This is a genomic window from Actinoallomurus purpureus (assembly GCF_024055795.1).
GTDB classification, from domain to species: Bacteria; Actinomycetota; Actinomycetes; order Streptosporangiales; family Streptosporangiaceae; genus Actinoallomurus; species Actinoallomurus purpureus.
On record NZ_JAMXMY010000002.1, the window covers coordinates 548,640 to 561,845 of the forward strand.

Sequence of the window (13,206 nt, forward strand, 5' to 3'; positions counted from 1 at the left end):
GTGGTCAGCGGAGGGTGCGAAAGAAGGCGCGGATGTCGGCGACGAGCTGGTCGGGGACTTGAAGAGAGGCGAAGTGGCCGCCGGTATCGAACTCCGACCAGTGGGTGACGTGGTTCGACAGAGCCGCCAGCGTGCGGATGGCGCGGTCGCCGAGGAATTTGGCGACGCCGGTCGGCACCCCGGAAGCGGGCGGTCGGCCCCAGCCGTCCGCGGTGATCTCGCGGTAGAGGCGTGCGGCGGAGCCGGCAGTGGAGGTGAGCCAGAAAGCGGTGACGTTGGTCAGCACGGCGTCCCGGTCGGCGAGCGGCTGCCGGGTATGTGTCGGATCGTGGTCGACGAACCATTCCAGGTTCCAGGCCAGCTGCCCCGCAGGTGAGTCATTGAGGGCGTACGCCACGGTCTGCGGGCGGGTGGCCATCTGGGTGGCGTAACCGGAGTGGGCGTGCCACCAGGCATGGTTGGCCTGTGCCTGCTCGCGTTCGATGTCGGAGAGCAGATCGAGTTCGTGGGGGGCCGCGGGGGCCGAGGCGCCCACGAGCGCGTTGACGTGGACGCCGATGACGTTCCCGGGGGCGACCCGCCCGAGTTCGGGAGAGACGATGGAGCCGAAGTCACCGCCTTGGGCGCCGTAACGGTCGTAGCCGAGGCGGCGCATGAGCTCGGCCCAGGCGCGCGCGGTGCGGTTGCTGCCCCAGCCCTTCTCGCGGGTGGGTCCGGAGAACGCGAATCCGGGTATCGAGGGAGCCACGACATGGAACGCGTCGGCGGGGTCCGCGTCATGGGCGCGGGGGTCGGTGAGCGGGCCGATGATCCCCAGGAAGTCGTTGACGGTGCTGGGCCAACCGTGCGTGATGATGAGCGGGGTCGCGCCGGGTTCCGGGGAACGGGCGTGCAGGAAGTGCACGTTCTGCCCGTCGATGGTCGTGGTGAACTGCGGTACCTCGTTGAGCCGCGCCTCGTGGGCCCGCCAGTCGTATTCGTCGATCCAGTACTCCACCATGTCCTGGAGGTGGGAGCGGGCGACGCCGTAGTCCCAGCCCACGCCGGGAAGCTCATCGGGCCAGCGGGTCCGGGCCAGCCGGTCTCGTAGATCGTCGAGATCCGTCTGCGGGATGTCGATGCCGAACGGGTTGATCTCCATTGGTGCCCCAGTCGTCGATCACAGGCGAGCCGGATGGCCGGCCGAGGAGTCACGGTAGGGATCACTTAGGTCAGATCCTGGCCGCTGTGCGGAGCGGTCGCCGACAGGAATGTGGCGGTGGGCAGGAGTACCCGTGCTCGGGTACGCGGTCGGAGACCGAGTGGGGCGTGGTCATCTCGTCATCAGAAGCCGGCGCAGCGCGGTCGGGGTGTGTCCCAGGTGTTCGCGGACGGTGCGGGTCAGGTGCGCTTGGTCGGCGAAGCCGAGGTCGGAGGCCAGGTCGGCGAGGCCGGATTCACCCTCCGCGAGGCGGTCCATGGCCCAGCCGACGCGGACCCGGTTGCGGTAGCGGGTCAGTGAGACGCCCATCTCTTGGGAGAACGCACGGCTCAGGCGATATGGCGAGACCTTCAGCAGGCCGGCCAGCGAGCAGAGCTGCGCCGTCTCCGGCACCCCTTCGATGATGGCCTCCCGAGCCGCAGCGACCAGCACCCGGTCGGCAGGCCTCACCCGCTCGACGGGCCGTCCGGTGGCCACCGCGACCAGCCGGAGCAACTCCTCCGTCAGCGCGTAGTCGATGTCACCGCCACGGGCGGCGGCGAGCACACGACGGTGCGCCAGGTCGACGCGCGCGTCCACGTATACCGCCGCTCCGCCCGAAAGCCCTTCCCAAAGCCAAGGCGTGAAGCTCAGAGATGTGCAGAAGTCGCCCCCGGCCGGATGCGCGAACCGTTCCTCCTCGCCCGGTGCTCCCACGTAGCCCACCGTCGAGTCCAGATCGGCGTCGGACCCGTCCACCGACCGCCGGAACCTGCCACGCCGTACGAGCACCATGCGGTGGTCGTCGCGGGCCTCCGGCTCCGACCATCGGGTGTGGTCGGCCTCGCAGGCCACCGTGGTCACGGCGAACTCGGGCCGGTCGGCAAGGACCACGGCTGACAGCACGCCGCGGACACTACGCCAGGGATACGACGAAACAGCCCGCAAGGATCTTCAAGACCGTGCGGTACTCCAGAGCGGATCCTGAGCGGGCAAGCGATCGACACCAAGGAGTCATCGACATGACCGTCAACGCGGAACTCACCGCGATCATCATCGACTGCGCCGGCCCGAAGGCGCTCGCCGAGTTCTACCGGAACGTCACCGGCTGGGAGATCACCCACAGCGACGACGATTCCGCGTATCTGGGCGACGGCCCGATACAACTCGCCTTCCAGCGGGTCGATGGCTACCAAGGGCCGGGATGGCCGGATGCCGCCAAGCACGCCCATCTCGACTTCACGGTCGCCGATGTGGACCTCACGGCCAAGGAACTGCTGGCACTCGGCGCGACCAAGCCAGACTTCCAGCCGGGCGAGGGCCAGTGGACCGTACTCGCCGATCCCGAAGGACACCTCTTCTGCATCGCTGCGGCCTGACCGGGAGTACCGATGGCCTCCATCCATAAGGAATTCATCATCGACGCCACACCCGACGAGGTCTGGGACGTGCTGCGCGACTACGGCGCGGTGCACGAACGCCTCGCGCCCGGCTTCGTCACCGACACACGCGTGAGCGCGGACACCCGCACCGTCACGTTCGCCGACGGCACGATCGTCCACGAACGGCTCGTCGACCTCGACCCCGGCAACAGGCGCATCGCCTACACCGTCGTCGGCGGCAGCCTTCACCCCTCCCACCACCACGCCTCGATGCAGGCCCTCCCCCAGGACGGCGACCGGACGAAGTTCGTTTGGCACACCGACGTCCTCCCAGACAGTCTGGCCGCTCCGATCGCCGAGTTCGTCGAACACGGCTCGGCGGTCATGCGACAGGCCCTGGGGACCAGGACCACCGCCTGATCCGGACCGACTGCTGCCGGTGGTTCGAGGCAGGCGTCGCCGCGGAGCGGACGCAATGCTCGGTGAACGTCTTCGCCAGAACACACGAACCTGGGCGAAGCCCCGATCGGCGGTCGCCTTTGCCGAGCGTTCGGCGCGCTCCGGCTTCCGCCGAGCCACGGCTGCTCGGCGGAGGCCGGAACCGACCCGGTCGGCCTCGCCTTTATCCGAGCTCGGCGAGGTCCTCCGGGCTCAGAGTGAGCGCGGCGGCGGCGATGTTCTCCTCCAGGTGGTCCAGGGAGCCGGTGCCGGGGATCAGCAGGATGTTCGGAGATCGGGCCAGCAGCCAGGCCAGGGCCACCTGCGGCACGGTCGCGCGGTGGCGGGCGGCGACGGCCTCCAGGCGCCCGGCCGTGATCGGCTGGAAACCGCCGACCGGGAAGAACGGCACGTACGCGATGCCCGCCTCCGCGCAGGCGTCGACCATGGGATCGTCGTCGCGCTGGGACACGTTGTAGAGGTTCTGGACACAGGCGATCGGAGCGATCGTACGGGCCTGCTCGAACTCGGCGGCGGTGACGTTGGAGACGCCGAGGTGGCGGATCAGGCCCTCCTCACGCAGCGCGAGCAGCGTTTCCAGGGGCGGGGCCAGAGGCGTCTCGGAGCGGTCGAGGTCGCCCATCCGCAAGTTGACCACGTTCAGGCGGTCCACACCCAGCGAGCGCAGGTTCGCCTCCACGCCGCGGCGCAGACCGTCGGGGGTGAGGCCGGTCTTCTCCGCCGCGGGCAGGGCGATGTCGGAGCCCTCGACCAGCGCACCCACCTTGGTCACGATCACCAGGTCGTCCGGGTAGGGGTGCAGCGCCTCCCGGATCAGCTCGTTGGCCGCGACCCCGTCGCGCGCGTAGTAGTGCGAGGTGTCGATGTGGTTCACCCCGAGCTCGACGGCCCGGCGCAGGACGGCCAGGGCCGTCTCCCGGCCGGGCCGGTCGCCACTCGGCCAACCGGTCAGCTTCATCGCGCCGTACCCGACCCTCGCGACGCTCAGGTCGCCGCCCAACGCCCATCGTTCCGTGGTCACGATCTTCCACTCTAGACGGGTGGTGGTGCCGCCGCTTCGTGCCCTGGTTCGACCGGTCCCGCCGTCAGGAGTCGGGGAAGAGCCAGAGGTCCTGGTCGGCGCCGGCGCGTACGAACTCCGCCAGAGCCTCGATGCCGCTCAGGGGGACGATCGTGTCGTCGTCGAGGCTCACCTTGTCCGTACCGGCGGCGCGGGCGTCGGCCAGCCATCGGGCGAGGCGGTCGGCGAGGTCGCGGACCTGCGCCGGGTCGTGCAGCTCGTACAGGTTGACGCCGAGAGTGCCGTTGACCCACTCCCGGTACACCTGGCCGCGGAATCCGGTGACGTCGCCGTCGGAGGGCCAGAACAGGCCTTCGGGGAAGTCGCGGGGGATCTCCTCGAACGGTTCGAGGTCCGCCGCCGGCTCCCATTCCCACGTGACCGGCGTCTCGAGCGTGTCGTGGCCCGTCACGGCCGGGTCTCCCGGGCGGACGGCATAAACATCGAGTCCCATGGCCACTGATCGTCGCACATCGTGATCAGTTGTGCGGAACAACGGCATGATCACCGGATCGCGGGGCGGGTGCCGAGGTCGGCGCGGTCCGCGGCGGCCTGGCCGGACAGCCAGCCCTCCCGGTCGGTGGCGGCCGCGATCCGCCGGCCGGTGAGCTTGGGGAACATCGCCTTCATCGCGTCGTCGACGGCCTGGTCGCGGGCGGCGAGGACCGGGAGCAGGCCGGTGCCGGGCGTCTCCGCCGCGGCCTGGCGCTCGGCCGTGCCGGTGGCCTCGGCGAGGCGTTCGCCGACGCGGACGGCGTAGGAGACCAGGAACGACCGGCGGAAGGCGCGCGTACGGGAGCGCCGGCCACGGCCGCCCTCGTGGACGAGCGCGGAGGTCGCCTGGACGAGGAGTGAGGTGAACAGCAGCTCGACGGCGTCCACGTCGGAGGGGAATCCCAGCACCGTTGAGAAGCCGAGGGACCGGGTCCAGACGGCGCGGCACCGGTTGGCGTCGGCGACGGTGCCCAGGAGGGCCGCCTTGGGAGATTCGTACGGGGCGTCGATGGGCAGGCGGCGGCCGAGCGGCCCGTCGCCGGGCGGCCCGGCCCGTGTGGGGAGGAGGGCCTGGTCGATGCTGTGCCGGGCCATCAGGTGCTGGGCCCGCGCGGTCAGCGCCTCGGCCTCCTCGGGGAACTCGGTCGACTCCGCCTTGGCCAGGAGCGCCCGGATCCGGTCCGGGATCCGCCCGTCGGCCCGCCTCCCGGCGTGGTCGCCGGGTACGGGACGCCGGGCCTCGCCCGGTGGTGGGCACAGGCGCTCCAGACGGGGGAGTGAGCGCAACAGCGCGACCACCTGGAGGGCGCAGCGGACCGCCGTGTCGTGGTCGGTGCCGTGGCGGTCCGCCCACTCGGCCAGGTACGTGTCGTCCCGCTTCCACCACGCCTCGGCGCCCAGCGTGGTCAGCTGGCCGAGCCACCGCTCGTCCACGGTCGCCGCCGCGTGGGCGCGCATCTCGGCGGCGATCGCGTCGGTCATCATCCGGCCGGCCCGCCTGCCGTGCGCGCGGACCGCGTGGCGCACCAGGTCGGCCGGCTGCCAGCCGAGCCGCCAGCCGGCCGAGACACCTTCGGTCATCGCGCCGGCCGGCACACGGTCCACCAGAACGTCCTCCCCGATTCTTCTCCTCCCTCGGCCCGCGCTCGCAGGCCCGCGGCGCGATCGTACGGGCGGCGCGCAGGCGGGCTCAGTCGCCCGGGGGCTCGGCGAAGCGCTGGAGGTAGAGCGGCTCGCCGAGCTTCTCGAGGAGCTCCAGCTCGGTCTCCAGGTAGTCGATGTGCTCCTCTTCGTCCGCCAGGATGTCCTCGAAGATCCGGGCGGAGGTGGCGTCGCCGCGTGAGCGCATGAGTTCGATGCCGGGGCGCAGGCGTTCGACGGCCTCCACCTCGACGGCGAGGTCGGAGCGGAGCTGCTCGGGCACGGTCTGGCCGATGCGCAGCGTGCCCAGGCGCTGATAGTTCGGCAGGCCGTCGAGCAGGAGGATGCGGTCGGTCAGGCGTTCGGCGTGCCGCATCTCGTCGAACGACTCGGCGCGGGTGTGGCGGGCGAGCCGGGTGAATCCCCAGTGCTCCTGCATCTTGGCGTGGAGGAAGTACTGATTGATCGCCGTGAGCTCGGCGGTGAGCTGCTCGTTGAGCAAGCCGATGATGTCGCTGTCACCTTCCATGCCAACCCATCGTGGCACGTCTGGAGGTGAGAGGAAGGACCGACCCGCGGTCAGGCCGCCACGAACACTTCGTCGCCGGGCCGCTCCGTGAAGTGCTGCTCGATGAGGTCGCGGATGCGGCCCACGCACGATCCGCAGCCGGGGCGCATCCCGCAGGCCGTACGGACCTCCTTGGCCGAGCAGGCTCCGGCCTTCACGTGGTCGCGCACGTCATCGTCGGTCACGGCGTGGCAGACGCAGGCGTACATGGGGGGAGAGCCTCTCGATCGGACCATAAGGTAAGGCTCTCCTAAGCTAACGCACCGTGCGCGGACTGGCAATGCCGGGTGGCGGCAGAGTGCTTGTTACGTTGACAAACCGGTATGAACTTCAGCGTGTGAGTCGATCACCGAAGGGAAGCTCACCCATGTGATGCGCGTATGGCCGGGCGATCCCCACCCCCTCGGGTCCCACTACGACGGCGCCGGCACCAACTTCGCCCTCTTCTCCGAAGCGGCCACCCGAGTCGAGTTGTGTCTGTTCGACGACGAGGGACGGGAGACGCGGCTCGACCTCCCCGAGACGTCCGGCTTCGTCTGGCACGGCTACCTCCCGTCCGTCGGACCCGGGCAGCGGTACGGCTACCGGGTGCACGGCCCGTACGACCCCGGCCGGGGGCAGCGGTGCAACCCCGCCAAGCTGCTGCTCGACCCGTATGCCAAGGCCATCGAGGGCGACGTCGGCTGGAACGAGGCGCTGTTCTCCTATCGCTTCGGCGACCCGTCCTCCCACAACGACGACGACAGTGCCCCGTACACGCCGAAGTCGGTGGTGATCAACCCGTACTTCGACTGGATGAGCGACCGTCACCCCCACACGCCGTACGCCGAGACGATCATCTACGAGGCGCACGTCAAGGGCCTGACCAAGCTGAACCCGGACATCCCCGAGGCACAGCGCGGCACGTACGCGGGGCTGGCCCACCCATCGATGATCGACTACCTCCAGCGGCTGGGCGTCACCGCGGTCGAGCTGATGCCGGTGCACCAGTTCGTCCACGACGAGTTCCTGCTGCAGAAGGGCCTGTCGAACTACTGGGGCTACAACACGATCGGCTTCTTCGCCCCGCACAACGGGTACTCCTCAACGGGGCGGCTCGGCGAACAGGTGCAGGAGTTCAAGCTGATGGTGCGGACCCTGCACGAGGCGGGCATCGAGGTGATCCTCGACGTGGTCTACAACCACACCGCGGAGGGCAACCACATGGGGCCCACCCTGAGCTTCCGGGGCATCGACAACGCCCACTACTACCGGCTCGTCGAGGGCGCGCCGGAGTACTACATGGACACGACCGGCACGGGGAACAGCGTCAACGTCCGGCAGCCGCACGCGCTGCAACTGATCATGGACTCGCTGCGGTACTGGGTCACGGAGATGCACGTGGACGGCTTCCGCTTCGACCTGGCCTCGGCGCTGGCGCGGGAGTTCCATGAGGTCGACCGGCTGTCGGCCTTCTTCGACCTGGTCCAGCAGGACCCGATCGTGTCGCGGGTGAAGCTGATCGCCGAGCCGTGGGACGTCGGCGAGGCCGGCTACCAGGTCGGCAACTTCCCGGCCCTGTGGACGGAGTGGAACGGCAAGTACCGCGACACCATGCGCGACTTCTGGCGCGGCGTGGACGGGCGGCTGCCGGAGTTCGGCAGCCGGTTCACCGGCTCCAGCGACCTGTACGCCGACGACGGCCGGCACCCGATCGCCTCGGTCAACTTCGTCACCTGCCACGACGGCTTCACGCTGCAGGACCTCGTCTCATGCGACCACAAGCACAACGAGGCGAACGGCGAGGGCAACCGGGACGGCGCCGACGACAACCGCTCGTGGAACCACGGCGTGGAGGGCGAGACCGACGACCCGGACATCGTCGGCCTGCGCGAGCGGCAGAAGCGGAACCTGCTGACCACGCTGCTGCTGTCCCAGGGCGTGCCGATGCTGTCCCACGGCGACGAGGCCGGCCGCACCCAGCGGGGCAACAACAACGCCTACTGCCAGGACAACGAAATCTCCTGGATGAGCTGGTCCGACTCGCCGGAGCAGGAGGTCCTGCGGGCGTTCGTGCGGCGCGTGACCGAGCTGCGCCGCGAGCACCCGGTGTTCCGGCGCCGCCGCTTCCCGACCGGCGACGGCGACGTCGCCTGGTACACCACCATGGGCAACCCGATGACCGACGCCGACTGGCAGACGTCGTACGCCAAGGCGGTCACGGTCTTCCTCGACGGCGACCGCATCGCCGAGCGGGACCAGCGTGGCGAGCCGATCCGCGACGACTCGTTCCTGCTGCTGTTCAACGCCGCAGACATCGACCTGAACTTCGTGCTGCCCGACACCGGTGGAGGGATGTGGACCGGCATGCTCGACACGGCGACCCCGATCGAGGTGTACGAGGATCATGAGCGGCCGGTGGACCGCTCCGGGGAGAAGGTGAGGGTCGAGGCCCGTTCGATGCAGGTGCTGCGTCGTGTCTAGACGCCCGACCGCGACGTACCGGTTGCAGCTGCGCCGGGAGTTCGGGTTCGCCGAGGCGGGGGAGCTGGCCGGTTACCTGGCCGCGCTCGGCGTCTCGCACGTGTACCTGTCGCCGATCCTGCAGGCCGCTCCCGGCTCCGCGCACGGCTACGACGTGGTCGACCACACGCGGATCTCCGACGATCTCGGCGGGGAGGAGGCGTTCCGGGCGATGGCGGGCCGCATGCGCGCCCACGGCCTGTCGATCATCGTGGACATCGTGCCGAACCACATGGCGATCCCCGCGCCGGAGAGCCTCAACCAGGCCTTCTGGGACGTCCTGCGGCAGGGGCCGGACTCCCCGTACGCCCGGTGGTTCGACATCGACTGGTCTCAGGGCGCCGTCGTGGTCCCGGTGCTCGGCTCGCCGGACGACGAACCCCGCCCGGACGGCGACGTGCTGCGCTACCACGACCACGTCCTCCCCCGTGAGGGCCGCCACCGCCCGGCGTACTGGCGTGAGCCCGACCTGAACTACCGGCGCTTCTTCGACATCTCGTCCCTGATCGGGCTCCGGGTGGAGGACCCGGAGGTCTTCGACGCGACCCACGCCGTGATCCTGCGGCTGGTCGACGAGGGGCTCATCGACGGCCTGCGGATCGACCACCCCGACGGGCTCACGGACCCGCGCGGGTACCTGCGGCGGCTCGACCGGCCCCGCGGCTGGGTGGTCGTGGAGAAGATCCTCACGGGTGAGGAGCCGTTCCCGGCCGACTGGCCGTGCGCCGGCACCACCGGGTACGACGCGCTCGGCATGGTCGGCGGGCTGTTCGTCGACCCGGCGGGGGACAAGCCGCTGACCGAGGCGTACACCGCGCTGACCGGCGGACCCGCCGACTTCGCCGAGGTGGAGCGGGCGGCCCGGCGGTTCGCGGCCGACCGGATCCTCGTCCCGGAGGTGCGCCGCCTGACCGCGCTGCTGGCGCGGATCCTCCCGGAGGAGGACCCCGACGCGCTGCGGGAGGTCCTGGTCGAGCTGCTGGTCGCGATGCCGGTCTACCGGGCGTACGTCGTGCCCGGCGAGGAGCCGCCGGCGCAGGCCCTGGAGATCGTCGCCCAGGCCGCCGCCGAGGCCCGCGCCGAGCTTCCGGACGGTGCCCTGCTCGACAGGGTCATTCCCCTGGTGCTCGGGCTGGGCGGCCGTGACGAGGCGCGGGACGAGTTCGTCGTGCGGTTCCAGCAGACGTCCGCGCCGATGACCGCCAAGGGCGTCGAGGACACCGCCTTCTACCGCTGGTCCCGGCTGGCCGCCCTGAACGAGGTGGGCGGCGACCCGCTCAGGTTCGCCGTGTCGCCGGAGGAGTTCCACGCCTACTGCGCGCGGATCGCCGCCGACCGTCCCCGCACGCTGACGACGCTGTCCACGCACGACACGAAGCGCCAGGAGGACGTACGGGCGCGGCTCGCCGTCCTGTCGGAGCTGCCGGACGAGTGGGTCGCCGCCGTCGGCCGGTGGCGGTCGCGGGTGCCGGACAGCCCCCTCGAACCCGACCTCGACTACCTGATGTGGCAGACGATCGTCGGCGCGTGGCCGCTGTCGGCCGACCGGCTCAGGGAGTACCTCACGAAGGCGATGCGCGAGGCCAGGACCCGCACGTCCTGGACGGACCCCGACCCGGCGTACGAGGAGGCGGTCCTGGCCCACGCGGACGCCGTGCTGTCGGACCCGGTGCTCACCGCGGGCGTCGCCGGGTTCGCCCGCCGCATCGCGCCGTACGCCCGCGTGGGCTCGCTCGGCCAGAAGCTGGTCCAGCTCGCCATGCCGGGCGTGCCGGACGTGTACCAGGGCTGCGAGCTCACCGGCCTGTCCCTCGTCGACCCCGACAACCGGCGGCCGGTCGACTACGCACGCCGCCGCGAACTGCTCGCCGACCTCGACGCCGGGACCACCCCGGCCGACCTGGACGGCGAGAAGCTCCTCATCACGTCCCGGCTGCTGCGGCTTCGGGAGAGGCACCCTGAGTGGTTCGACGGCGACTACCAGGCGGTGACCGCCATCGGCCCCGCCGCCGCCCACGCCGTGGCGTTCCGGCGCGGCGGCGCGGTCGTGGTCGCGACCCGGCTGCCCGTAAGCCTCGAACGGCGCGGAGGCTGGGGCCACACCCGGCTCGAACTGCCCGGCGGCCCCTGGCACGACGTCCTCACCGACCAGTCGTACCCCTCCGGTCTGGAACTGAGCGGAGTCCTCCGACTCCTTCCGGTCGCCGTGCTGATCGAGGCCGCATGAGGTACGAGGTGTGGGCGCCGGCCGCCGAGACCGTCGAGGTGGAGACCGGCGGGGCCCGGCACGCCATGACGCCCGGCGGGCGGCCCGGCTGGTGGACGGCGCGGATCGACGCCGGGACCGGCGAGCGGGACTACGGATTCGTGCTCGACGGCGATGGACCGTTCCCGGACCCGCGTTCCCCCTGGCAGCCGAACGGCCTGCACGGGCTCAGCCGCACGTACGACCACGAGCGCTTCCCCTGGTCCGACGACGGCTGGAGGGGACGGCCGCTGCCGGGCGGCGTGCTGTACGAGCTGCACGTCGGCACCTTCACCCCGGAGGGGACGTTCGACGCCGCGATCGAGTGCCTCGACCACCTCGTGGAGCTCGGCGTGGACATCGTCGAGCTGCTGCCGGTGGCGGCCTTTCCCGGCCGGCACGGCTGGGGGTACGACGGCGTCCACCTGTGGGCGGTCCATGACCCGTACGGCGGCCCGGACGGTCTGAACCGTTTCGTGGACGCGTGTCACCGGCGCGGACTCGCGGTCGTCCTCGACGTCGTCTACAACCATCTGGGGCCGAGCGGGAACCACCTGTGGCGGTTCGGCCCGTACTTCACCGACGCCTACCAGACGCCCTGGGGCCCGGCGGTCAACGTCGACCAGGCCGGCTCCGACGAGGTCCGCGCGTACATCGTCGGCAACGCGCTGATGTGGCTGCGCGACCACCACATCGACGGGCTGCGACTCGACGCCGTGCACGCCATCCGGGACCAGCGCGCCGTGCACATCCTGGAGGAGCTGGCCGAGGCGGTCTCCCGGTTCGGGGCGGAGACGGGCCGGGAGGTGTTCCTCATCGCCGAGTCCGACCTGAACGACCCGCGCCTGGTCACCTCGCGCGAGGCGGGCGGATACGGCCTGGACGCGCAGTGGAACGACGACTTCCACCACGCCCTGCACGCGCTGCTCACCGGCGAGCGGCACGGCTACTACGCCGACTTCGGCGCCCCGGAGGCGCTGGCCAAGACGCTGACCAGGGTCTTCTTCCACGACGGGACGTGGTCGTCGTTCCGGGGCCGCACGCACGGGCGGCCGGTCGACACCCTCCGCGTGCCCGGCCACCGCTTCCTCGGCTTCCTGCAGAACCACGACCAGATCGGCAACCGCGCCACCGGCGACCGGATCTCCGCGAGCGTGTCCACAGGCCGGCTCAAGGTCGGGGCGGGCCTGCTGCTCACCGCGCCGTTCACGCCGATGCTGTTCATGGGCGAGGAGTGGGGCGCCCGCACCCCGTGGCGGTTCTTCAGCGACCACCAGGAGCCCGAGCTCGCCCGGGCCGTCAGCGAGGGGCGGCGCCGGGAGTTCGCCGATCACGGCTGGGCAGCAGGCGACGTCCCCGACCCTCAGGACCCGGAGACCCATCGGAGTTCGATCCTGAACTGGGCGGAACTCCGCGAGCCGCACCACCGGGAGCTGTTCGACTGGTACCGCGCGCTGATCGCGCTGCGTCGGTCCGAGCCCAAGCTGACTGACCCCCGCCTCACCGAGGTTTCCGTCGAGTACGGCGAGTCATGGCTCGTGATCCACCGTGGTTCGCTCCGGGTCGCGGCCAATCTAGGCGACGAGCCGTTGCCGTTGCCGGACGGTCATGTGCTCCTCGCCTCCGCCGAAGTGGGCGAGGGTCGGCTCCCGGGCGAGTCTCTCGCCATCCTGCGAACGCTTGGCCAGGAGAGGACGTGACCCTGCGACCTCGTTACCGCTTGCTCTTGGCGAGCAGGAACAAGCCGATGATCATCCGGATGCCCCCGAAGAGCATCGGTCCCCAGGCGACGACGTAGACCCCGCCGCTTCCGGACGCGTGTGAGTACGTGAGCACGGTGATGAGCAGCCCGATCACGAAGAACGCCGCGCCGACACCGATGGCCCGGGTGGCCCTGCGGCGCTCCGCGTCATCCACTCCCTGATAGGGCGAGCCCTGGAACGGCGCGTTCTGGTAGGGCCCGCTCTGGGGCAGAGCCTGGTACGGCTGCGGCGGGTTCGGGGCCGTCGCTGAACCCCAGAAGCGTCCTCGGACGTGAGTCCCCGGGCTCTCTGGCACCGTTCGGCACCAGCGCGGCGAGCGAGCCCGGGGGAGGAAGGAGCCGGCAGGCGTCGACCTTGGCGAACCGGCCGTCGGAGGTGAAGAACCCCAGATACCAGCCGGCCGCGACGCCGC

Annotated in this window: 13 protein-coding genes; 5 read left to right on the forward strand and 8 right to left on the reverse strand. The window is 70.8% G+C overall.

The features are described from left to right. Nucleotides 1-4: 4 nt before the first annotated feature. Complete coding sequence (locus tag NE236_RS07325) at nt 5-1,141, reverse strand: epoxide hydrolase family protein (protein WP_252841043.1); 1,137 nt, start codon at nt 1,139-1,141, stop codon at nt 5-7. 171 nt (nt 1,142-1,312) lie between these two features. Then, nucleotides 1,313-2,086 (reverse strand): helix-turn-helix domain-containing protein, encoded by a 774-nt coding sequence (locus tag NE236_RS07330; RefSeq protein ID WP_252841044.1) that lies wholly within the window; start codon nt 2,084-2,086, stop codon nt 1,313-1,315. 116 nt (nt 2,087-2,202) lie between these two features. Between NE236_RS07330 and NE236_RS07335 the strand changes: the two genes are divergently transcribed. Beyond that, entirely contained in the window at nt 2,203-2,559 is a 357-nt protein-coding gene (locus NE236_RS07335) for a VOC family protein (RefSeq protein WP_252841045.1), read from the forward strand. 12 nt (nt 2,560-2,571) lie between these two features. Then, nucleotides 2,572-2,982: an SRPBCC family protein gene (locus tag NE236_RS07340; protein WP_252841046.1), complete on the forward strand. Its 411-nt coding sequence runs from the start codon at nt 2,572-2,574 to the stop codon at nt 2,980-2,982. A 202-nt stretch (nt 2,983-3,184) separates the two neighbouring features. Here NE236_RS07340 and NE236_RS07345 read toward each other — a convergent pair whose 3' ends face one another. The 5 genes from NE236_RS07345 to NE236_RS07365 form a co-directional block, all read right to left on the reverse strand. Beyond that, nucleotides 3,185-4,042, reverse strand: a complete 858-nt coding sequence (locus tag NE236_RS07345; RefSeq protein WP_252841047.1) for an oxidoreductase — start codon at nt 4,040-4,042, stop codon at nt 3,185-3,187. Between the two features lie 64 nt (nt 4,043-4,106). Further along, nucleotides 4,107-4,535 (reverse strand): hypothetical protein, encoded by a 429-nt coding sequence (locus NE236_RS07350; RefSeq protein WP_252841048.1) that lies wholly within the window; start codon nt 4,533-4,535, stop codon nt 4,107-4,109. A 50-nt stretch (nt 4,536-4,585) separates the two neighbouring features. Beyond that, nucleotides 4,586-5,680 carry a DUF2786 domain-containing protein gene (locus tag NE236_RS07355; protein ID WP_252841049.1) on the reverse strand — a complete coding sequence of 365 codons (1,095 nt, stop codon included), beginning with the start codon at nt 5,678-5,680 and terminating at the stop codon, nt 4,586-4,588. A gap of 85 nt (nt 5,681-5,765) precedes the next feature. Next, the gene (gene bfr / locus NE236_RS07360) at nt 5,766-6,245 is read right to left on the reverse strand and encodes a bacterioferritin (protein ID WP_252841050.1); all 480 of its coding nucleotides are present in this window, start codon (nt 6,243-6,245) and stop codon (nt 5,766-5,768) included. Nucleotides 6,246-6,295: 50 nt separating this feature from the next. Continuing rightward, on the reverse strand, nt 6,296-6,520 hold the full coding sequence (locus NE236_RS07365) for a (2Fe-2S)-binding protein (RefSeq protein WP_252841051.1): 225 nt from the start codon (nt 6,518-6,520) through the stop codon (nt 6,296-6,298). A gap of 133 nt (nt 6,521-6,653) precedes the next feature. Here NE236_RS07365 and glgX point away from each other — a divergent pair, with 133 nt between their 5' ends. From glgX to treZ, 3 genes are read left to right on the forward strand one after another with little or no spacing between them, the layout of a single operon-like run. Next, nucleotides 6,654-8,747 carry a glycogen debranching protein GlgX gene (gene glgX / locus NE236_RS07370; protein WP_252841052.1) on the forward strand — a complete coding sequence of 698 codons (2,094 nt, stop codon included), beginning with the start codon at nt 6,654-6,656 and terminating at the stop codon, nt 8,745-8,747. After that, a complete protein-coding gene (gene treY, locus NE236_RS07375; RefSeq protein ID WP_252841053.1) occupies nt 8,740-11,013 on the forward strand; it encodes a malto-oligosyltrehalose synthase in 2,274 nt (757 codons plus the stop codon). The genes glgX and treY overlap by 8 nt, the downstream gene beginning before the upstream one ends. Continuing rightward, nucleotides 11,010-12,731, forward strand: coding sequence for a malto-oligosyltrehalose trehalohydrolase (treZ, locus tag NE236_RS07380; RefSeq protein ID WP_252841054.1), 1,722 nt, complete (start codon nt 11,010-11,012; stop codon nt 12,729-12,731). Before treY ends, treZ begins: the two co-directional genes overlap by 4 nt. Nucleotides 12,732-12,744: 13 nt before the next feature. Here treZ and NE236_RS07385 read toward each other — a convergent pair whose 3' ends face one another. Next, on the reverse strand, nt 12,745-12,948 hold the full coding sequence (locus NE236_RS07385; RefSeq protein ID WP_252841055.1) for a hypothetical protein: 204 nt from the start codon (nt 12,946-12,948) through the stop codon (nt 12,745-12,747). Nucleotides 12,949-13,206: the final 258 nt, after the last annotated feature.

Excerpts from the sequence above, each read along its gene's own strand:
- NE236_RS07350 (WP_252841048.1), bottom strand. The coding sequence starts at position 4,535 with ATGGGACTCGATGTTTATGCCGTCCGCCCGGGAGACCCGGCCGTGACG.
- NE236_RS07340 (WP_252841046.1), top strand. The coding sequence starts at position 2,572 with ATGGCCTCCATCCATAAGGAATTCATCATCGACGCCACACCCGACGAG.
- bfr (WP_252841050.1), bottom strand. The coding sequence starts at position 6,245 with ATGGAAGGTGACAGCGACATCATCGGCTTGCTCAACGAGCAGCTCACC.
- NE236_RS07325 (WP_252841043.1), bottom strand. The coding sequence starts at position 1,141 with ATGGAGATCAACCCGTTCGGCATCGACATCCCGCAGACGGATCTCGAC.
- NE236_RS07335 (WP_252841045.1), top strand. The coding sequence starts at position 2,203 with ATGACCGTCAACGCGGAACTCACCGCGATCATCATCGACTGCGCCGGC.
- treZ (WP_252841054.1), top strand. The coding sequence starts at position 11,010 with ATGAGGTACGAGGTGTGGGCGCCGGCCGCCGAGACCGTCGAGGTGGAG.
- NE236_RS07365 (WP_252841051.1), bottom strand. The coding sequence starts at position 6,520 with ATGGTCCGATCGAGAGGCTCTCCCCCCATGTACGCCTGCGTCTGCCAC.